This window comes from Streptomyces thermocarboxydus (assembly GCF_024760485.1).
Classification (GTDB): Bacteria; Actinomycetota; Actinomycetes; order Streptomycetales; family Streptomycetaceae; genus Streptomyces; species Streptomyces cellulosae.
Map to the genome: position 1 here is coordinate 182794 of NZ_CP058273.1, position 20491 is coordinate 203284.

General features: G+C 72.5%; 20 protein-coding genes. 9 read left to right on the forward strand and 11 right to left on the reverse strand.

Features of this window, described 5'->3' with window-relative positions; genetic code table 11:
• Positions 1-5 precede the first annotated feature (5 nt).
• The 3 genes from AY578_RS00870 to AY578_RS00880 all read right to left on the reverse strand — a co-directional run bounded on the left by AY578_RS00870 (position 6) and on the right by AY578_RS00880 (position 2026).
• Positions 6-497 carry an NUDIX hydrolase gene (locus AY578_RS00870; RefSeq protein WP_028958866.1) on the reverse strand — a complete coding sequence of 164 codons (492 nt, stop codon included), beginning with the start codon at positions 495-497 and terminating at the stop codon, positions 6-8.
• Between the two features lie 31 nt (positions 498-528).
• A complete protein-coding gene (locus AY578_RS00875; RefSeq protein ID WP_019525773.1) occupies positions 529-765 on the reverse strand; it encodes a hypothetical protein in 237 nt (78 codons plus the stop codon).
• 64 nt (positions 766-829) lie between these two features.
• Entirely contained in the window at positions 830-2026 is a 1197-nt protein-coding gene (locus AY578_RS00880) for an FAD-dependent oxidoreductase (RefSeq protein ID WP_052183207.1), read from the reverse strand.
• Positions 2027-2267: 241 nt separating this feature from the next.
• Between AY578_RS00880 and AY578_RS00885 the strand changes: the two genes are divergently transcribed.
• Entirely contained in the window at positions 2268-2483 is a 216-nt protein-coding gene (locus AY578_RS00885; RefSeq protein ID WP_028958864.1) for a hypothetical protein, read from the forward strand.
• Between the two features lie 222 nt (positions 2484-2705).
• Here the strand turns inward: AY578_RS00885 and AY578_RS00890 are convergent, their stop codons facing one another.
• Positions 2706-3701, reverse strand: a complete 996-nt coding sequence (locus AY578_RS00890) for an aldo/keto reductase (protein ID WP_161232231.1) — start codon at positions 3699-3701, stop codon at positions 2706-2708.
• 133 nt (positions 3702-3834) lie between these two features.
• On the opposite strand from AY578_RS00890, the gene AY578_RS00895 reads away from it, so the two are divergent.
• Complete coding sequence (locus AY578_RS00895) at positions 3835-4695, forward strand: helix-turn-helix transcriptional regulator (protein ID WP_215048656.1); 861 nt, start codon at positions 3835-3837, stop codon at positions 4693-4695.
• 89 nt (positions 4696-4784) lie between these two features.
• On the opposite strand, the gene AY578_RS00900 is transcribed toward AY578_RS00895, so the two are convergent.
• The gene (locus tag AY578_RS00900) at positions 4785-5423 is read right to left on the reverse strand and encodes a DUF998 domain-containing protein (RefSeq protein ID WP_215048655.1); all 639 of its coding nucleotides are present in this window, start codon (positions 5421-5423) and stop codon (positions 4785-4787) included.
• Positions 5424-5660: 237 nt separating this feature from the next.
• Here AY578_RS00900 and AY578_RS00905 point away from each other — a divergent pair, with 237 nt between their 5' ends.
• The 4 genes from AY578_RS00905 (at position 5661) to AY578_RS00920 (ending at position 8854) form a co-directional block, all read left to right on the forward strand.
• Complete coding sequence (locus AY578_RS00905; RefSeq protein WP_019525767.1) at positions 5661-6491, forward strand: alpha/beta fold hydrolase; 831 nt, start codon at positions 5661-5663, stop codon at positions 6489-6491.
• Positions 6492-6593: 102 nt separating this feature from the next.
• The gene (locus tag AY578_RS00910) at positions 6594-7058 is read left to right on the forward strand and encodes an ester cyclase (protein WP_258901648.1); all 465 of its coding nucleotides are present in this window, start codon (positions 6594-6596) and stop codon (positions 7056-7058) included.
• Positions 7059-7110: 52 nt separating this feature from the next.
• Positions 7111-8091 carry a GlxA family transcriptional regulator gene (locus AY578_RS00915; protein ID WP_215048654.1) on the forward strand — a complete coding sequence of 327 codons (981 nt, stop codon included), beginning with the start codon at positions 7111-7113 and terminating at the stop codon, positions 8089-8091.
• A 124-nt stretch (positions 8092-8215) separates the two neighbouring features.
• On the forward strand, positions 8216-8854 hold the full coding sequence (locus tag AY578_RS00920) for an HD domain-containing protein (RefSeq protein ID WP_215048653.1): 639 nt from the start codon (positions 8216-8218) through the stop codon (positions 8852-8854).
• A 37-nt stretch (positions 8855-8891) separates the two neighbouring features.
• Here the strand turns inward: AY578_RS00920 and AY578_RS00925 are convergent, their stop codons facing one another.
• A complete protein-coding gene (locus tag AY578_RS00925; protein WP_258901657.1) occupies positions 8892-9644 on the reverse strand; it encodes a FadR/GntR family transcriptional regulator in 753 nt (250 codons plus the stop codon).
• A gap of 103 nt (positions 9645-9747) precedes the next feature.
• On the opposite strand from AY578_RS00925, the gene AY578_RS00930 reads away from it, so the two are divergent.
• Together AY578_RS00930 and AY578_RS00935 are read left to right on the forward strand one after the other, a co-directional pair.
• Entirely contained in the window at positions 9748-11484 is a 1737-nt protein-coding gene (locus tag AY578_RS00930; protein ID WP_161107582.1) for an IlvD/Edd family dehydratase, read from the forward strand.
• A gap of 28 nt (positions 11485-11512) precedes the next feature.
• Positions 11513-12700: a fumarylacetoacetate hydrolase family protein gene (locus tag AY578_RS00935; RefSeq protein ID WP_019525761.1), complete on the forward strand. Its 1188-nt coding sequence runs from the start codon at positions 11513-11515 to the stop codon at positions 12698-12700.
• 15 nt (positions 12701-12715) lie between these two features.
• Here the strand turns inward: AY578_RS00935 and AY578_RS00940 are convergent, their stop codons facing one another.
• The 5 genes from AY578_RS00940 to AY578_RS00960 form a co-directional block, all read right to left on the reverse strand.
• On the reverse strand, positions 12716-13297 hold the full coding sequence (locus tag AY578_RS00940) for a DinB family protein (RefSeq protein ID WP_019525760.1): 582 nt from the start codon (positions 13295-13297) through the stop codon (positions 12716-12718).
• An 84-nt stretch (positions 13298-13381) separates the two neighbouring features.
• Positions 13382-15760 carry a beta-xylosidase/alpha-l-arabinosidase gene (locus tag AY578_RS00945; protein WP_019525759.1) on the reverse strand — a complete coding sequence of 793 codons (2379 nt, stop codon included), beginning with the start codon at positions 15758-15760 and terminating at the stop codon, positions 13382-13384.
• Positions 15761-15889: 129 nt separating this feature from the next.
• Complete coding sequence (locus AY578_RS00950; RefSeq protein WP_019525758.1) at positions 15890-16786, reverse strand: carbohydrate ABC transporter permease; 897 nt, start codon at positions 16784-16786, stop codon at positions 15890-15892.
• 1 nt (position 16787) lies between these two features.
• The gene (locus AY578_RS00955) at positions 16788-17696 is read right to left on the reverse strand and encodes a carbohydrate ABC transporter permease (RefSeq protein ID WP_019525757.1); all 909 of its coding nucleotides are present in this window, start codon (positions 17694-17696) and stop codon (positions 16788-16790) included.
• Entirely contained in the window at positions 17693-19003 is a 1311-nt protein-coding gene (locus AY578_RS00960) for an extracellular solute-binding protein (protein ID WP_019525756.1), read from the reverse strand. Before AY578_RS00960 ends, AY578_RS00955 begins: the two co-directional genes overlap by 4 nt.
• Before the next feature lie 425 nt (positions 19004-19428).
• On the opposite strand from AY578_RS00960, the gene AY578_RS00965 reads away from it, so the two are divergent.
• Positions 19429-20445, forward strand: coding sequence for a LacI family DNA-binding transcriptional regulator (locus AY578_RS00965; RefSeq protein ID WP_019525755.1), 1017 nt, complete (start codon positions 19429-19431; stop codon positions 20443-20445).
• Positions 20446-20491 lie beyond the last annotated feature (46 nt).

The following is a 20491-nucleotide window of genomic DNA, read 5'->3' on the forward strand; positions in this document are numbered from 1 at the left end:
ACTCCTTAAAGGCGCAGGGCCGCCCAGCGGTGGTACGCCTCGCGGGCGTCGGGGACGAACTCCTCGTCCCGCACCAGCTCGGCGAGCTGGGGCTCCGTCAGCCAGTCGTGCCAGGCGATCTCGTCCGGGTCGGGGGCGAAGGGCCCGGTCACCTCGGCCTCGTGCAGTCCGAGCCAGTAGGGGCTGATCACGCCCGCGCACCGGAACTTGAGGACGAAGCGGGGGCGGGCCCGTACGCCCAGTTCCTCCGTCAGCTCACGGGCGGCGGCCTTCTCGTAGGTCTCGCCGGGCTCCGCCGCTCCCCCGAGCATGAAGTTGACGCCGCCCGGGAAGCGGACGTCGTCGTGCGGCCGGCGGTGCACGAGGATCCTCCCCCGTGTGTCCCGGCAGACGACCGTCGCGACGCGGTGCAGCCACCGCCTGCGGATCGCCTCGCCCCTGTCGACCGCGCCGATCACGCGATCGTCGTCGTCCACCCGTTCGACCAGTTCCGTCATGATCACATGGTGCCCGAGGGGCGCCGCCCTGTCAGTCGTGCAGGCCGCGGGCCGCCGTCCAGGTCTCCGGGCCGCCGCCGCGCCATTCGACGCTCGGGGACCGTCGCAGCCAGTCGCCGTCGGCGTCGTCCATGCCGTGCAGCCGCAGGAACTCCACGACGTCCAGGAGGGTGTAGGCCATGCCCAGGAAGTGCGGGCCCGCGCGGACGCGGCGCCCGCCGTCGCCGGAGGGCGGGTAGATCACGACGGTGGGCTGGTCGCTCGCCATGGGTCCAGCGTGCACGGGCGGGCAGGGGCGCGCATGCGGGCGGCGGCTCGCCGCGGCCGCGGGGTCAGCCGCCGACCGGGCTCGGCTCGGGGACCGGCCGGCCGGGGAAGGAGCGGTCGCCGAAGAGGATGCGGGCCGCCGCGGCGCGGCCGGGCGGGGTGCGCAGAAGAGTGAACGCCGCGGTGGTCGCGGCGGGCGTCCGGATGTGCGCCAGTCCGTTGCGCAGTGCCAGCCGGCCGCGGAAACGGGAGCGGAGGGAGGCGCCGCTGTAGTGGGTCAGGGGGTCGGGGGCGCCGGTGCGCAGGGCGTCGTCGAGGACCTGGGCGGCCAGGTCGGACAGGCGCAGGCACGGGTCGAGGCCGCCGGCGGTCAGCGGCGACACCGCGCCGGCCGCGTCTCCGACCAGGAGTCCGTCCGCGCAGCCGATGCGGCGCAGCACCCCGCCGACGGGTATCGGCCCGCCGCGCCGCTCCACCGTGCCGGGGCGGCGCACGCCCTCCAGGCCGGGCGCGTGGGCGCTGAAGCGTTCCATGGCGCGGCGCAGGCCGTGGGGGAAGCGGTCGGCGTATCCGGCGACGCCGACGTGGGCGTGCTCCCCGTCGTTGACCGCCCAGGCGAGGTATCCGGGGGCGATCCGGGGGTCGAGGACGCAGTGGAAGGTGGGCGGTTCGCCGTTCGGGGCGACCGGGAAGACCTCCTCGGCCCCGACCAGCAGATGCCGGTTGCGGTCGAGGCCGAGGTCGCGGGCGACGCTCGACCGGGCGCCGTCCGCGCCGACGACGTACCGGGCGCGGACGCGATACGGCCCGTCGCGGCCGATCAGGTGGTACGTCCCGTCGTGCCGGCCGGCGTAGCGGGTGCCCAGCGCGAGCCGTACGCCCGCCTCGACGGCGACCGCGGCCGACGTCTCGTACAGCCCGGCCATGTCGCCGACGCGGAACTCGTCCCGGTCGCTGACCAGGGCGACGGGACGGCTCAGGCCGGGCGGGTAGAGCAGCATGCGCCGGATCGGCGGGCCGAGGTGGCGCTCGGGGAGCGGGAAGTCGTCGAGCGTCTTGCGCACGAAGATCCCGGTGGTGCGGATGGCGCCGGCCAGGGTGGTGCGCCGGTCCACGAGGAGCACGTCGTGCCCCTGCCGGGCGAGCCGGGTGGCGACGTGCAGCCCGGCCAGTCCGGCCCCGACGACCAGCACGTCGGTACAGGTCACACTCCCGGACGCCGGGCGGGCGGCGGGCGCGGGGGCAGGCGTGGCTGAGGGCATGAGGGGCTCCAGGGCTCGGGACGCGGACAGGGAGGCGCGGTGCCGACGACACCGCGCACACACCTGCACACCGATCGAATGACGATGGGAAACTATCGAAATTCGATAGGTGCGGCAAGTGCGGGTCCCGTCCGTGCGGGGCCATCAGGGTGGCGGCGGGCCGTGTCGGGCACCCGTACCCCGAGGGCGCTGGCCATCCTGGGCCGTGCGGCGCCTTCCGGAAGCGAACAAGGAGTACGGCATGTCCATGGACTCGGTCGAGCGTTTCCTCACGGCCCTGGACCCGGAGCACCGGGAAGCCGTCAGCGCGAAACCCGACGAGGAGCAGCAGCGGCTCGCCGACGCCTGGGAGCGGGAGCTGGCGGGCGACACGGAACTGGACACCCTGGACGAGCTCTCCCCGCCGGCCGCGGAGGCCGAGGCGGCCCGCCGCGTCCTCGGCCTCGAAGCGGGTTAGGGCCTGTCCGGCGGATCAAGTCGGGGGAAAGGCGCAGCGTCTTGCAACCCAGGTGAGCGGGGTCTGGTGCGTCCAGCTGCAAGGCGGAGGAGGGAGTCGACGCGGAGCGTCGGCGAGTGACGACAACGCCGCAGATGGGCGTGCCAGACCCCGCGTCCTCGGCGTGATCCGCCGGACAGGCCCTAGGGACACCGAGAGCGCCGGCGTCCGGGCCGGTACCGGTCAATTCCCCACTCCCAGCGTGGACATGAAGGCGGCCGGGTAGCGGTCCCCGCGTGCCGAACCCGGCGGCACCGCCTTCTCGATCTCGGCCAGGTCGTCCGCGGTGAGCTCCACGTCGAGCGCCGGCAGCGCCTCCGCCAGCCGCTCACGCGTACGGGCGCCGACGAGCGGCACGAGGTCCTCGCCCTGCGCCGCCACCCACGCGATGACCAGTTGGGCGACGGTGCATCCCTTCGCCGCGGCCACCCCGCGCAGCGCCTCGACGAGCGCGAGGTTGTGCTCCACGTTCCCCGCGGCGAACCGCGGGGAGGCCGCACGGTGGTCGCCCGGCCTGCCGGCCCGGTCCGGCGACCAGTGCCCCGAGAGCAGCCCGCGGGCCAGGACGCCGTACGCGGTCAGGCCGATGCCCAGCTCGCGCAGGGTCGGCAGCACCTCCGGCTCGACGGCGCGGGAGATCACCGAGTACTCGATCTGCAGGTCGGCGACGGGATGCACGGCGTGCGCCCGCCGCACGGTCTCCGCGTCGACCTCGGAGAGGCCGAGGTGCCGGACGTAACCGGCCTCGATCAGTTCCTTGATCGCGCCGACCGTCTCCTCGATCGGCACGTCGGGGTCGCGCCGGGCGGGCCGGTAGATGTCGATGTGGTCGGTGCCGAGTCGGGTCAGCGAGTGGGCGAGGAAGTTCTTCACCGCGGCGGGGCGGCCGTCGACCCCGCCGTACGTCGGGCTGGGGCCGCTCAGCATCCCGAACTTCACGCTCAGCACGTAGCTGTCCCGGTCCCTGCCGCGCAGCGCCTCCGCGAGCAGCAGCTCGTTGTGGCCCATGCCGTAGAAGTCGCCCGTGTCGATGAGGGTGACGCCGGCGTCCAGCGCGGCGTGCACGGTCGCGATGCTCTCGGCGCGGTCGGCCTCGCCGTACGAGCCCGACATGCTCATCGCGCCCAGGCCGAGCGCGGAGACCCGCGGTCCGGTGCTGCCCAGTGTGCGTGTGCGCATCATGTGCTCCTTCTGATCGGTACGTCGTCGTCGCCTCCACTGTGTGACGGCGACGGGGCGGGCGGGAGCGGAGCGTTCATCATGGGAGCGGCGCTCCCTGGATGGGAGTCCGGCCGCGCGGGACCATGGGGGCGTGGAACGAGAACAGCTCGCCGACTTCCTGCGCCGCCGTCGTGAGGCGATCCGCCCGGCCGAGGTGGGCCTCGCCGACGGCCCCCGGCGCCGTACGCGCGGACTGCGCCGGGAGGAGGTGGCGATGCTCGCCGGCATGTCGGTGGACTACGTGGTCCGCCTGGAGCAGGGCCGCAGCAGCCAGCCGTCGGCGCAGCTGCTGGTGGCGCTGGCCCGCGCGCTGCGTCTGTCCGACGACGAGCGGGACCATCTGTTCCATCTGGCGGGTCACCGGCCTCCGCCCGCGGACGGCACGGCCCGGCTTGCCCGGGCGGGGCTGGTGCGGATGCTCGACCTGCTCGGCGACACCCCGGCCGCGGTGCTGTCCGACCTCGGCGAGATGCTGGCGCAGAACCGCGCCTCCCTGCTGCTGATGTCGGACCTCACCGGCTTCCGCGGCGACCGCCGCTACATGATCTACCGCTGGTTCACCGAGCCGGAGGCGCGCGCCGTCTGCCCTCCGGAGTACCGGGAACTGCACGGCCGCAGGCTGGTCGCCGACCTCCGCGCGGCCGCCGGACGCCGGGCGGGCGACCCGGAGGCGGCCGGACTGGTCGAGCGGCTCGAGGCCGCCAGCCCCGAGTTCAAGGCCCTCTGGGCGGAGCACGAGGTCGCGGTCCGGCGCGCGGACCGCAAGACGCTGCTGCATCCCCGGGTCGGCCCGCTGCTCCTGGACTGCGAGACGCTGGTCACCCCCGACCAGCGGCAGGAACTGCTGGTGCTCACTCCGGCGGACGACGAGACGCGTGAACGGATGGAGTTGCTGCGGGTGCTCGGCAGCGAGGAGTTCCCGGCGGGGACGGCGAACCGCGACGGGCGGTGACGCCGCGCAGGGTCGACGCGCGGCGCGCCGCGAGCGCCGTAGAGGTGGCCTTCCGGACCCGTGGGCCACTCGCGTCCCGTCGGGTCCGGTCAGTCCGGCGCGCGGTTCCGCGTGTCATCCGGTCGCGTGACCGGCTCCGCGCGGCGCCCCGCCCGGTGCCGCAGGCACGACAGGACGACGACGAACGGCCACAGGGACTGCATGGCGGTCACCACGCGTTCGGCGACGCCCGCCATACCGTCACGGTGCATCTCCACCAGGAACCACGCCGCACCGGCGACCATCACCGACGTCGCCGCGAACGACGGCATCGGCCGCAGCGCCCAGGGCGTGCCGCGGCCGACGGTCGCGGCGAGGACCGGCCACAGGGCGAGCAGCGTGAACCCGACGGCGGCCACCGAGCCGTGCCCCAGGGAACCCCCGCTGCTCGGAGCGGGGACCATCGCCACGGCCAGTGCGGCCACTCCCCCTCCGGCGAGCGCCACCCGCCCCGCCGCCGCGGCCGCCCGCAGCCCCCACGCGGTGAGCAGATGGCAGACGCCCACCGCGAGGAACGCCCCGGTCATCACCCAGGAGCCCGAGGCGCCGTACGCCGCCAGGACACTGATCGTCTGCGTCACCGGGTCGTAACCGGCCCCCTCGAGCGCAGCCGAGATCGCCCAGCCCGCGATCAACAGCAGGGGCGCGCACCCCGACGAGAACAGAACCCACCTGGGAACAAGCAGCATTGGACCACCATATGCGGATCAAGCGGTTCGTATTGGTCCAAGTCGGTCTTGCTCTGAACCTCCCGAGATGAGCGGTTCGTCTCTTCGGCGTAAGGTGATTGCCGTGCATCCGGCCGTGGCCCCGAGCTGCGGCCGCAGTCCCTCCGGCCGGCCGGAATCCGCCCGTGCGCCCCTCCTGTGCGCCGGCGGTCGCGCACCGGCCCGGCCGCCCTAGCCCCATCTTGCGGAGGACCAACCATGGGCACGGTGACGACTTCTGACGGGACGACGATCTTCTACAAGGACTGGGGTCCGCGTGACGGGCAGCCCCTCGTCTTCCACCACGGCTGGCCGCTCAGCGCCGACGACTGGGACGCGCAGATGCTGTTCTTCCTGCAGCGCGGCTACCGGGTGATCGCCCACGACCGGCGCGGCCACGGACGCTCCGACCAGACGGCCGGGGGCCACGAGATGGACACCTACGCGGCCGACGTCGCGGCGCTGACCGACGCGCTCGACCTGCGCGACGCCGTGCACATCGGGCACTCCACCGGGGGTGGCGAGGTGACGCGGTACGTGGCGCGCGCCAAGCCGGGCCGGGTCGCGAAAGCGGTGCTCGTGAGCGCGGTGCCGCCCGTCATGGTCAAGTCCGAGAGCAATCCGGGCGGCACGCCGATCGAGGTCTTCGACGGGTTCCGCAGCCAGCTCGCGGCCAATCGCTCCCAGCTGTACATCGAGATCGCGTCGGGACCGTTCTACGGCTTCAACCGGCCGGGCGCGGAGGTCTCCCAGGGGCTGATCGACAACTGGTGGCGGCAGGGGATGACGGGCGCGACGAACGCCCACTACGAGTGCATCAAGGCGTTCTCGGAGACCGACTTCACCGAGGACCTCAAGAAGATCGACGTGCCGGTGCTGGTCATGCACGGCACGGACGACCAGATCGTGCCGTACGACGACTCGGCGCCGCTGACGGTGAAGCTGCTGAAGAACGGCACGCTCAAGACCTACGAGGGTTATCCGCACGGCATGTTGTCGGTGTATCCCGACGAGCTCGACACGGACATCCTGAACTGGCTCGAGTCCTAGCGGACGGTGGGCAGTCGGCCCCGCTCCTGGCCCCTCGCGGGTGCCGGGGCGGGGCCGCTGTGCCGTCGGGCCTACGGGGACCTGCGCCTTCCGATCGACGCCGTGGCGGAGGACGGGGACCGGGTGTGGGTGCGGCTCCGGATGCGGGGACGCCACACCGGTCCGTTCGTGCGGTACCGCGAGGGGCGGCTCGACCAGGCGGTGCCGCCCACCGGCCGGGAGATCGACTGCGAGCAGATCCATGTGCTCGCCCTGCGGGAGGGCCGGGTCGTGGGGCCACGAGGCGGTGCGGGACGACGTGACGATGCCGCGGCAGCTGGGCGTGTTCCCGCCGTCCCCGGCGGTGGCGCCGCGGATGGCCGCCTGGAAGGTGAGCGGGCGGGCCGCCCGGGCGGCGGAGGAGGTTACGCGGCGTGCTGCGGAGGCGGCATCGTCGGTGTGACCGGGCTCCGCGGAGGCGGCTTCGCCGTGACCGAACGCAGCGGAGGCGGCTTCGGCGTGACCGAACGCAGCGGAGGCGGCTTCGGCGTGACCGGGCGGCGCGGTCGGGAGGGAGAATGCCGGTGACCAGGCTCTCCCGGGTGCGGGAGCCGTGAGCGGGTGTGCGGGGTGAGGGCGGATGGAGCGGCGGGAGCAGCGGGAGCATCGCGTCGGCGTGCTCGTCTTCGACGGGATGAAGATGCTGGACCTGTCCGGGCCCGCCGAGGTGTTCAGCGAGGCGAACCGGTTCGGCGCCGCCTACCGGCTGAGCATCGTCTCGGTCGGCGGGAAGCCCGCGCGGTCGTCGATCGGTGTGCCGGTGCCGGCCGACGCGGACGCGCTGGACGCACCCGCCTTCGACACCTTCCTGGTGGTCGGCGGTGACGCGTTGCCCGCCGGCCCCGTCGATCCCGGGCTGAGTTCCGCCGCCGCGGGGCTGGCCGCGCGGGCGGGGCGGGTCGCGTCGATCTGCACGGGCGCGTTCGTGCTGGGCGCGGCCGGTCTCCTCGACGGCCGGCGGGTCACGACACACTGGCAGCACACCGCGCTGCTGGCCCGACGCCACCCGGCCGCCCGCGTGGAACCCGACGCGATCTTCGTCAAGGACGGCGGCACATACACATCGGCCGGGGTCACCGCGGGCATCGACCTGGCGCTGGCCCTGGTGGAGGACGACCACGGGCCCGATCTGACGCGCGGTGTCGCCCGCTCGCTGGTGGTGTACATGCAGCGCGCGGGCGGCCAGTCGCAGTTCTCCGCGTCGCTCCAGGGGCCGGCCCCGCAGACACCCGTGCTGCGGCTCGTGCAGGACGCGGTGCAGACGGACCCGACGGGCGACCACACGGTGGAGTCGTTGGCGGCGCTCGTCCGGGTGAGCCCACGCCATCTGACCCGGCTCTTCCGCGCGGAGCTGGACACGACGCCGATGAAGTACGTGGAGGTGATCCGCTTCGACATGGCGAAGGCGCTGCTGGACGCGGGGCACAACGCCACGGAGGCGGCGGCGCGTGCGGGATTTCCGAGCTACGAGAGTCTGCGACGGGCGTTCGCACGGCATCTGGGGGTGTCACCTACGCGGTACCGGCAGCGGTTCGCCTCGACGAGGAGGAACGTTTCCTGAGGGCGCCGGGTTCGGTGTCCGTTTGCGTGGGGTTGTCGGCCGTACGTGAGCGGCGCCGGGCGGGGCCGTCGTCGCAGGGTGGAGGTGTTCCGGTCACGGTCGTCCCGAACCCTTGGAGGCAGTCATGAGCGAGAAGATCGCCGGTGTCACGATCCCGGACAGCACGTTGGCGCGGGAGGCCACCGAGCTGATCCGCGACACCACCCCGCCGCTGATCTACCACCACTCCCGCCGGGTGTTCCTGTTCGGCAGCCTCCAGGCCGCCGCGCGCGGGCTCCGGCCCGACCCCGAACTGCTGTACGTGGCCGCCCTGTTCCACGACACCGGCCTTGTGGAGCCGTACCGCTCCGACGACCAGCGGTTCGAGATGGACGGCGCCGACCAGGCACGGGCGTTCCTGCTGCGCCACGGGCTGTCCGAGAGCGACGCGAACACGGTGTGGACGGCCGTCGCCCTGCACACCACCCCGGAGGTGCCGTACAAGATGGCCGCGGAGGTCGCGGCGACGACGGCGGGCGTGGAGACGGACGTGCTGGGCCTGCACCTGGACGGCCTCAGCCGCGCACAGATCGACGAGGTGACCGCGGCGCATCCACGGCCGGACTTCAAGCGGCAGATCCTCCAGGCGTTCGCCGACGGGTTCAGTCACCGGCCGGACACCACGTTCGGCACGGTGAACGCGGACGTCCTGGAGCACTTCGTGCCGGGATTCCGCCGGGTCGACTTCGTCGACGTCATCCAGAACTCGGCGTGGCCCGAGTAACCCTGGTGTGACGGCAGGCGGTTGGGCCCGACGCCCGTTACGCCCGGTCCCCCGGCCGGCCGGGGGACACCGGCGACCGGGCGATCTCCTGCTGGGCCGCCTCGATGATGCCGAGCACGGCCGCCGCCGCCGCGTCCGGGTCGCGGGCCTCGACAGCCCGTACGACGGCGCGGTGGCCCGGCAGCGAGGCCTCCACCGCGCCCGGGGTCCGGGTGCTGATGTCGAAGCTGTGCCGCAAGGCGATCTCCACGGCGCGCCCCAGGGAGCCGAGCAGCCGGTTGCCGCCGGCGTCCAGCAGGGCCCGGTGGAAGGCGATGTCGGCCGCGACGTAGCCGCCGCGCGCGGGTGACGCCGCCGCGGCCTCCATCGCGGTCACGGCGTCATGGAGGGCGCGCACGTCGTCGGGTCCTGCCCGTTCGGCGGCGAGGCGGGCCGCCTCGGGCTCGACGATGCGCCGCAGTTCGCCCGTGTCCCGCAACAGGGCGCCCGCGTCCCCGGCCTGCTTCCAGCGCAGGACGTCCGGGTCCAGGTGGTTCCAGTGGTCCGGGGGCAGCACGCGCGTGCCGGTGCGGGGCCGTACGCGCAGCATGCCCTTGGCCACCAGCGATTTGACCGCCTCCCGCAGTACCCCGCGGCTGACGCCGATCTCCGCCGCGAGGGCGTCCTCGACCGGCAGCGGGTCCCCGGGCTGCCACGCGCCGGCCACGATGCGCCGCCCCAGTTCGTCGGCCACACGCTGCTGCATGGTCGGGAAGTTCGTGTCGATCTCCGCCCACCCCCTGGACGCCATTCATCGAATCATTTAATGATTGAGGCTCCAGGGTAGCGGGGTCCGCGCCTCGACCACGCCCCATCCGCGCAGCGGACGACGCCGGAGCCACGGGAGTGTGCACATGACCGACCGTCGGAACACGGACCGCCGTAGTCAGGCCTGGTTCGGCGCACAGGGACGCAGCGGGATGCTGTACCGCTCGTGGATGCGCAACCAGGGCTTCGGGCACGAGGTGTTCGACGGGCGTCCGGTCATCGGCATCGCGACCAGCGCGTCCGAACTGGCGCCGTGCAACGCGCACTTGACGCGGGTCGCGGAGGCCGTGAAGCGCGGGGTGTGGCAGGCGGGCGGGCTGCCGCTGCAGTTCCCGACGATGGCGACCGGCGAGACGCTGATGCGTCCGACGGCCATGCTGTACCGCAACCTCATGGCGATGGAGGTCGAGGAGCTGATCCGGGCCAACCCGCTCGACGGGGTGGTGCTGCTGTCCGGCTGCGACAAGACGACCCCGGCCATGCTGATGGGCGCCGCGAGCGTGGACCTGCCCGCGGTGATGGTGACCGGCGGGCCGATGCTCAACGGCAAGTACCGTGGCCAGGACGTGGGTTCGGGCACGCATGTGTGGAAGTTCGAGGAGGACCTGAAGACCGGGCGGATGACCGAGGAGGAGTGCTTCTTCGCCGAGGGGTGCATGGCGCGCTCCAACGGTCACTGCATGACGATGGGGACCGCCTCGACGATGGCGTGCGTGGCGGAGGCGCTCGGCATGCAGTTGCCGGGCTCGGCGGCCTGGCCGGCCGTCGACTCGCGGCGGATGGAGACCGCGCAGGCGGCGGGGCGGCGCATCGTCGACATGGTGGAGGAGGAACTGCGGCCCTCACAGATCCTCACGCGGGAGGCGTTCGAGAACGCGATCCGGGTCAACGCGGCGATCGGCGGCTCCACCAACGCCGTCATCCATCTCACCGCGCTCGCCGGACGCGTGGGGGTCACGCTCGACCTGGACGACTTCGACCGGCTGGTCCGCGAGACACCGACGCTGGTGAACCTGATGCCGAGCGGCACGTACCTCATGGAGGACTTCTGTTACGCGGGCGGACTGCCCGCCGTGATGGCCGAGCTGCTCGACGGCGGTCTGCTGCACGGCGGGCCGGTCACGGTCACCGGACGGACCGTCGCGGAGAACACCGCGGGGGCCGAACGCGTCGACTCCGACGTCATCACCCCGCTCGACGCGCCCTTCCAGCCGGCCGGCACGGGCATCGCCGTACTGCGCGGCAACCTGTGCCCGGACGGCGCGGTCATCAAGCAGTCCGCCGCGTCACCGCACCTGCTCACCCACCGCGGACCGGCTCGCGTCTTCGACTCCCCCGAGGCCTACCACGCCGTGGCCGACGACCCCGGCCTGGACGTCGACGAGAACACGGTGATCGTCATCCGCAACGCCGGGCCCAAGGGCTACCCGGGGATGCCAGAGGTCTCCAACGTGCCGCTGCCGGCGAAGCTGTTGAAGGCGGGGGTCACGGACATGGTGCGCGTGTGCGACGGCCGGATGAGCGGTACGGGGTACGGCACGGTCGTCCTGCACGTGACCCCCGAGGCGGCCGTGGGCGGGCCCCTCGCCCTGGTGCGCGACGGTGACCCCGTCGTCCTCGACGTCCCCGGCCGCACCCTGCACCTGGACGTCGACGACGCGGAACTGGCACGGCGCAGGCAGGAGTGGACACCGCCTGCCGAGCGGTACGTGAGCGGCTACACCTGGCTGTACACCCAGCACGTCGAACAGGCCGACCGGGGCGCCGACTTCGGGTTCCTGCGCGGCGGGCGGGGCCATGAGGTGCCGCGCGACTCCCACTGAGCCAACTGTTTCGAGGAGTGCACAGACCGTGGAAGCAGCAGCAGCGCACCCCCGTCCGGCCCTGACCGCGGACTCCGTCCTGCCCGAGGACGCCGGCCGCGCCGCCCTCGTCGCGCGGGTCCACGACCCGGAGGCGGGCGGACCGTGCGTGGCGGCGGTGCGCGGGGAGGACGTCGTCGACCTGACGGCTGTCGCGCCCACCGTGTCCGGCCTGCTGGAACGCGACGACGCGGTGGAGGTGGTACGGGAGGCGCCCGGCGGACGGCGTTGGCGCCTGGACGACCTCCTGTCGGCCCAGCCCGGTCGACCTGACGTGCCACACCTGCTGGCTCCCGTGGACCTCCAGGTCATCAAGGCGGCCGGAGTCACCTTCGCGCGGAGCCTGCTGGAACGCGTCATCGAGGAACGCACGGGCGGGGACCCGGCGCAGGCGGCGCGGGTGCGGGAGCGTGTGGTGCGGCTGGTGGGCGGCAGGCTCGACGGCATCAGGCCCGGATCGCCGGAGGCTGCGAAGGCCAAGGACCTGCTGGTCGCCGAAGGGTTGTGGTCGCAGTACCTGGAGGTCGGCATCGGGCCGGACCCGGAGGTGTTCACGAAGGCGCCCGTGCTGTCGGCGGTGGGTACGGGCGCGGACATCGGCGTGCTCCGCGCCTCCGTGTGGAACAACCCCGAGCCGGAGGCGGTCCTCGTCGTGGACTCACGCGGCCGGGTGCGGGGCGCGACGCTCGGCAACGACGTCAACCTCCGGGACGTGGAGGGCCGTAGCGCCCTGTTGCTGTCCCGGGCCAAGGACAACAACGCCTCCTGCGCGATCGGCCCGTTCGTCCGCCTGCTCGACGACGGCTTCGGCATCGGCGCGGTACGCGACCTCGACATCGGCCTGCGGATCGAGGGACCGGACGGCTATGTGCTGCGGGGCAGCAGCTCCCTGCGCGAGATCAGCCGCGACGTACTGGACCTGGTGTCCGCCACCCACGGCGCCCACCATCAATACCCGGACGGCTTCGCCCTGTTCACGGGCACGCTGTTCGCCCCGACGGAAGACAGAAAGAACCCGGGCGAGGGCTTCACCCACGAGTACGGGGACGTCGTGCACATCTCCAGCCCGCGGCTGGGCGCCCTGGTCAACAGGGTGGTCCCGAGCGAGGAGGCACCGCCGTGGACGTTCGGGGTGGGGGCGCTGATGCGGAGCCTGGCGGGGCGGGGGTTCTTGTAGCCGACGAGCGCGCCGTCAGCTGAGCCCCGCCGCCCTGGCGGCTTGCTCGAGCTTCGCGACGTGGGCCGCGCGGGCCCTCTCGTCGATCGGTCGCTCATGCTCCGCCCGCGTCCCCGTGCGGCCGTCCACCGTTTCGCGCAGTATGTCGGCGTGGCCCGTGTGGCGGACGGTCTCGCCCAGGACGTGGAGCATGACCGCGAGCAGGGTCGTGTTCGGGTGCGGGTCCGGCCACCAGGGGACGTGGCCGGGGGTGTCGAACGTCAGCGCGGCGATCGTCGCGTCCGCGTGGGCCCATGTGCGGCGGTAGAACGCGATGATTTCGTCGCGCGTCTCGTCCTCGGCCGCCCAGTGGTCGCTGCCGTCGGAGTCCTGCCAGCGGCACAGCGCTTCCGGGGAGGGGCGGCCGAAGGCCTCGCCGAAGTATCTGGCCTCCACCGTGGCCACGTGTTTCACCAGGCCGAGGAGATTGGTCCCCGTCGGCGTCAGGGGGCGGCGGGCGTCGTACTCGGACAGTCCGTCGAGTTTCCAGAGCAGCGCCTCACGGTCCCGCCGCAGTCTTCTGTGCAGGGTGTCCTTCGCCGCATCGTCGTCGACCATGCGGCCGAGGGTGTCACGGACGTCCCTCCCCCATCCACCGGGCGGGGTGCGCAGCCCCCTGACGTGTGCCGCGCACCCCGCGGTTCATGCGGCGGCCGGCTTCTGCACGAACGTGGCGTGCAGGCGTCGGGTGTGGTCCACGTGGCGTTCCGCGCCGGTCAGTGCGACCCGGCTCGTCAGGCGCGGATTCGCGCTCGACGCCGCCAGCCTCAGTTCCAGCGCCCCCGGTTCGACCACGCGCCTCCCGTCGCGGCCCGTGAACGACGCCAGGTCGGCCGGGACCGTGACCGTCAGCCGTCGGGCCTCCCCCGGTTCCAGGGTGACCCGCGTGTAGCCGACGAGACGCTGCACCGGCTGGACGACCGACGCGACCGGGTCGTGCAGGTACAGCTGGACGACCTCCGTGCCGGAGCGGTCCCCCGTGTTGCGGACCGTGAAGGTGAGTGTGAACTCGCCGTCCGTCGGGGCTTCGTCGGCGTCCACCGTGAGGTCCGTCCAGTCGAACCGTGTGTAGGACAGGCCGTGGCCGAAGGGGAACGCGGGGGTCGGGTCGACGTTCGACACCTCACTGGCCTGCGCCAGCCGTGCGCCGAGGTAGGTGCTCGGCTGGGAACCCGGTGCGCGCGGAACGCCGATCGGGAGGCGTCCGGAGGGGTTGAACCGGCCGCTGAGCACCCCGGCGATCGCGTGCGTCCCCTCCTCGCCCGGGAAGAACGACTGCACGATCGCCGCCGACTCCGTCACCGCCCGTCCGAGCGCGTACGGCCGTCCGGCCAGCAGCACGGTCACCACGGGCGTCCCGGTGTCCAGCAGCGCGTCGAGGAGCTGCTGCTGCGCGCCGGGCAGGTCCAACGTCTCCGCGTCGCAGCCCTCGCCGCTGGTGCCGCGGCCGAACAGGCCGGCCCGGTCGCCCAGCGCCACGAGGGTGACGTCGGCCTCGCGGGCCGCCCATACCGCCTCGTCCAGGCCGGAGAGGTCCCCGTCGTCGACGCCGGTGCCGCGGACGTACGTGATGTCGGCGTCGGGGAACTCCGCAGTGAGCGTCTCGCGCAGAGTGGGCAGACCGATGCCGAGCGGGGTGCCGGGGTGGCGGACGCCGATGTGCTGGGGGAAGGAGTAGCAGCCCAGCACGGCGGTGGGTTCGTCGGCGTTCGGGCCGATCAGGGCGATGCGGCGGGGGCGGTCCAGTGGCAGGATGCCGTCGTTGCTGAGCAGCACGACCGCTTCCTCGGCGAGTGTGCGGGCCAGGGCGCGGTTCTCGGCGCTGTCGAGGTCGACGCGGCCGCGCAGGGACTCCGGGTCGTCCGGGTCCGTGCCGTCGAGGGCCGCCGGTACGGGGTCCCAGTCCGGGTCGAGCAGGCCGAGCGCGATCTTCTGGGTGAGGATCCGGCGCAGGGCGCGGTCGACCAGTTCCTCGGGGACGCGGCCGTCGGCGACGGCCTCCGTGAGCGGAGCGCCGTACGTCTTGACGTTGGGCAGTTCGACGTCGATACCCGCGCGGAGGGCGGTGCCCGCGGCGTCCGCCCAGTCGGCGGCGACACCGTGCAGGAGCGTGAGGAAGGCGACGGCGAAGTAGTCGGCGACCACCGTGCCGTCGAAGCCCCAGGTGTCCCGGAGCAGGCCGGTCAGCAGGCTTTCGTCGGCCGCGGAGGGTACGCCGTCGGTGTCGGTGTAGGCGTTCATCACCGAGCGGGCGCCGCCCTCGCGGATCGCCATCTCGAACGGCGGCAGCACCACGTCGGCGCGCTCCCGCGGCCCCATCGAGGCGGGCGCGAGGTTGCGTCCGGCGCGGGAGGCCGAGTAGCCGGCGAAATGCTTCAGCGTGGCGACGACGCCGGCGGACTCCAGGCCCTGGACGTAGGCGGTGCCGATGGTGCCGACGAGGTACGGGTCCTCGCCGATGGTCTCCTCGACGCGGCCCCAGCGTGCGTCCCGTACGACGTCGAGGACGGGGGCGAGGCCCTGGTGGACGCCGACGGACCGCATGTCACGGCCGATGGCGGCGGCCATGCGCCGTACCAGGTCGGGGTCGAACGCGGCGCCCCAGGACAGCGGGACGGGGTAGGCGGTGGCGCCCCAGGCGGCGAAGCCCGCCAGGCACTCGTCGTGCGCGAGGGCGGGAATGCGGAAGCGGTTGGAGGCGGCGATGCGCGCCTGTGTGCGGGCCAGGGACAGCGCGCCCAGGGCGGGGTCGACCGGGACGGTGCCGAAGGGGCGGGTCAACTGGCCCAGCCCGGTGGGGAGGAGCGCGTCGAGGTCGACGGGGTCCTCCATCTCGTGCTGGTGCGGGGCGACTTCGCCGCCGTCGGCGGAGGCGCCCACCCACACCCCGAACAGCTGGGCGGTCTTCTCCTCGAGGGTCATGGCGGCGATCAGCGCGTCGACGCGTGCGGCGACGGCGGCGGTCGGGTCGTTCCAGAGGGCGAGGGCGGAGGTGTCCTCCGCGGCGACGTCGGCGTTCACTTTCCTCCTCCGCCCGCCGGGCCCCGGACGGGGGCGGAGCGGGCGAACCGGTGGTCGTGTGGGAGTCGGGGCGGGGCGCCGGGCCCCGCCGGTGCCGGTGCCGGACAGGCCGGACGAGACGGGGTCCGGTCAGCGGCTGAAACCCGCGGTCAGGCCGCTCAGCAGCTGGCGGCGGCCGAAGACGTACAGCACCAGCACCGGCAGCGTGGTGAGGACGACGGCGGCCAGCACGGCCGGGACGTTGACCCCGTACTGGCCCTGGAAGGTCCACAGGGCGAGCGGCAGGGTCCTGCGGTCGGGGCTCTGGGTGAGGACCAGGGGCAGCAGGAAGCCGTTCCAGATGGTCAGGGCGTTGAAGATGGACACGGTGAGGACGGCGGGCCGGGTGAGCGGCGCCGCGAGGCGCCACAGCGTCGTCCATTCGGTGGCGCCGTCCACGCGCATCGAGTCGAAGAGCTCCTTCGGCACGTCGCGGATGAAGTTCGCGAGGACCAGCACGGACAGCGGGATGGCGAAGGCGATGGACGGGAGAATGAGGGCGGGCAGACTGTCGTAGAGGTGCAGTTTGATGATGATGAGGTAGATGGGGATGACCGTCGCCTGGAGGGGGATGGCCAGCCCCATGAGGAACAGCCCGTTCATGGCGCGCAGCACGCGCATGCGCCAGCCGCGGACGATGGCGTAGGCCGCCATGAAGGAGACGAGGACGGCCGGTATCACCGCTCCGGCGGTCACCACGACGCTGTTCACGAAGTACTGCAGGAAGTCGGACTCGACGACCAGCCGGTAGTTGTCGAAGGTGGGGTCGGCCGACGGGACGAGCGGGTTGCTCGCGTAGTAGCGGCTGCGGTCCTTCAGGCTGGTGATGAGGGTCCAGTAGAGGGGTACGACGACGACGGCCAGCCAGAGCCAGCCGGCCAGTCCGCCGAGCCAGTTGCGCCGCCGGGCCGCCGGGCGGGAGCGCCGAGGGCTGTCGGGGCGGGCGGCCTGCCTGGGCCGCCGGGTCTTGGTGAGCGTGGTGGTCACGTCAGGAGGCCCCCTCTTGTTGGCTCGCTCCGGCGTCCCGGCCTCCGAGGCGGCGCAGCGCCAGGGCGAGGGCGAGGCCGACGAGGACGAGGATGACCGCGATGGCGCTGGCGGGTCCCATGAGGCTGGCCTGGAAGCCCCGCTTGTACATGTCGAGTGCGAGCACCCGGGTGGCGTCGCCGGGGCCGCCCTCGGTCAGGACGTAGATCAGGTCGAAGAAGGTCAGCGACCCGACGACCATCAGGGTGGAGGAGGTGATGATGGTGTACTTCAGCTGGGGCAGCGTGATGCTGAAGAACTGCCTGACCCGCCCGGCCCCGTCCAGCTGTGCCGCTTCGTACAGGGACTTCGGGATCTGCTGGACGCCGCCCTGGTAGATCAGCGAGTGGAACGGGATGAACTGCCAGGACACGACGAAGACGACGACGCCGAACGCGAGGCCCGGCCGGCCCAGCCAGTCCTTGCTGAGCGCCTCGATCTTCAGTCCGGCGCCGAGCCCGAAGTTCGGGTCGAGCAGCGACTCGTAGGCGATGGCGATGGCGGCGGAGCTGATCATCAGCGGGATGAAGTAGACGACGCCCAGCACCGCGCGGTACCGCTGGCGTCCGGCGAGGAACGTGCCGAGCAGGATGCTGAGCGGTGTCTGCACGGCCCAGGACACGGCCATCACCAGGAACGTCACCCAGAGGGCGTGCGGCAGCCCGGGATCGGTGAGCACCGCACGCCAGCTGGTCAGCCCGGTGAGGCGGATGGAGCCGATGCCGTCCCAGGTGGTGAAGCTCAGCGCGAAGACGCCGACGAGCGGTACGACGGCGAAGCCGGTGAAGAGCAGCAGGGCGGGCGTCGCCAGCCAGGGCAGGATGCTGCGCTGGGGGCGGCGGCCGCTCTGCTGGGCGGTGAGCGTGCTCATGCGGCGGTGACCGCGTTGAGGTTGGAGGCGAACTGCTGTGGTGATACGGACAGTTGGAAGAGCTTGACGATGTTGTCGAGCAGCGTCTCCGCGGCGGTGGGGCTGAGCGCCTGGTCCCAGGACTGCACGAACACCTTGGCCTTGCTGGCGATGTCGTAGGTGAACTGCAGGAACTCGGCGTTGTCGGCGGCGGCCAGCAGTTTCTCCGTGCCCAGCCGGATCGGCACCGATCCGTTGCCGATCCACCGTTTGACCTCCTCCTCCTGGAGGACGCCGGTGGCGAAGAAGTCCTTGGCGACCTTCTTCTCCTCGGCGCTCGCCTTGGAGGAGATGGACAGGTACTGGGCGGGGTTGCCGACGGTGTCGCTCAGGTCGCCCTTGCCGCCCTCGACCGCCGGGAAGGTCATGAAGCCGAGCGAGCCGCTGGGCACGAAGTCCCCGCCGTCGGCCTGCTGGATGCCGTACGACCAGGCGCCGTGCAGCATCATGGCGGCCCGGTCGGTGTAGAGGAGGGCCTGGTCGGCGTTGGAGTCCGCGGTGATGGAGGAGAAGCCCTTCACGAACCCGCCGGCCTTCACCAGGTCCTGGAGTGCGGTGAGCGCCTTGATGGCGTCGGGGTGCGACCAGGCGTTCTTCTCGCCCTCGATGGCGGCCTGGAACACCGCGGGCCCGCCGATGCGGTCGAACAGGAACTCCAGCCACATCATGTTGGTCCACCGGGACTGCCCGCCGAGCGAGATGGGGGCGATGCCCTTCGCCTTGAACTTCGGGACCAGGGCCATGAGGTCGTCCCAGGTCTCGGGCGGGTCCACCTTGACCTGGTCGAACACGCGCTTGTTGTAGTAGAGGACGATCGGCTGCACCGTCTCGCACGGCATCGCGTAGATCTTGCCGTCGACGGTCGCCGCGCCGAACGAGGAAGGGAACAGCCCCTTCTTGACGTCGGGGTTCTCGTCGAACCACGCGGTGAGGTCCTCGACCTGGCCGGCCTCCGCGTAGGTGCGCAGGGTGCCGCCGCCCCAGCCCCAGATGATGGTGGGCGCCTGTCCGGCGCCGATGGCTGTCTTGATCTTCGTCTTGTAGGCGTCGTTCTGGTAGGCCGTGTCCTCGATCTGCGTGTCCGGGTTGGCCTTGTTGAAGGCGTCGACGGCGCCGGCCCTGGCGCCTTCCTGAGGTTGTCCCTGCAGGTACCAGTAGGTGGCGGCACCGCCCTTGCCGGGGCCCGAGGAGCCGCCGCAGGCGGCGAGCGCCGCGGAGACGGGCACGGCGGCCGCGAGGCCGAGAAGGGTACGTCGGGAGAGCGCCATGATTTTCTCCGCACTCGAGAGCCGTCGGCTTCTCGTGGGTCGTGGAAAGGTTTTCGAAAATCACTTCGTCTAGCTCTGTTCGAGCAAGCTAGGTTTCGCGCTGATGCGGTGTCAAGACGCGTGCAGGGGCCTTGTTGCGCGGGCATATCCCTTGTGACACAAGGGCCTTGATCGGCGTGTCCTCAGTCCGGCGCCATCCGAAAATGTTTCGAAACAGCCCGGTGAAAGGCGTTGATGACGCAGCGGCTCCGGGCTGTCACACTGTCCGTGCGCTCCGTCCGGACCGTCAGGTCCGGGACCGCACCGCTCGCCGGACGATCCCGGCGGCGGGGCGGAGTTCACCGGTACGGTTGTGCGGATCAGTCCGCGTGACCGGCCGGACCGGCGGGTCACGCACCCGGCGGCCCTACAGCTGAGAGGAACCGATGCGACCGAACGCCCGGCGCACCACCTTGGCGGACATCGCCCAAGCGGCGGGGGTCTCCGTCGCCACCGTGTCCAAGGTGGTCAACGGCCGCGGCGACGTGGCGCCGCACACCCGCGTCCGGGTGCAGGAGCTGCTGCATCAACACGACTATCTGGCACCGGTGTTCCGGCACACCGAGGCCGTCGAGAGCCCGACGATCGAGGTGCAGTTCAAGGGCGGCCTCAAGTCGTACGTGGCGGAGACCCTGGAGGGCATCGTCGACGCGGCCGCCGAGTCGGGCGCATCGGTAGTGGTGAGCAAGGCGGCCGGCGCGCCGCACTGGGCCCGGGACCTGGTGTCGGCCGGGCGCCGCGCCGTCATCGCGGTCACCAGCGTCCACACCGCGGCCCATATGAAGGAACTCGCGCGGTCCGGACTCCCCCTGGTGGTGCTGGACCCCCTGCACCTGCCGGACAGCCGGGTGCACAGCGTGGGCGCGACCAACTTCGCCGGCGGCCTGTCCGCGACCCGGCACCTGCTGTCCCTGGGTCACCGCCGCATCGCCTACCTCGGCGGGCCCGCCATGGCCGTCTGCAACCAGGCCCGCATGCACGGCTACCGCGCCGCCATGGAGGCCGAGGGTGCCCCGGTGCCGGACGCGTACGTCCGGCCCGGGGAGTTCACCTACGAGGCGGGCCTGGCCGGCGCCGCGGCGCTGCTGGACCTGGACGAGCCGCCCACGGCGGTCTTCGCGGGCAACGACGAGATCGCCGTCGGCGTCGTCGAGGCCGCCCGCGCGCGGGGCCTGCGCGTGCCCGAGGACCTGAGCGTGGTCGGCTTCGACGACACCAGCCTTGCCCAGATGGCGTCGCCGCCCCTCACCACCGTGCGCCAGCCGCTGCGGGAGATGGGGGCCGCCGCACTGCGGACCGCCCTGCGGCTGGCGAACGGGGAGAAGGCGGAGTCGCATCACATCGAGCTGGCCACGGAGTTGGTCGTGCGGGCGTCTACGGGGGCGCCGCGTCGGGACGGGTGAGCGCGCTCGGGCGGGTCATTTCGGGTCTGGGGCGGGGGTCGGGTCT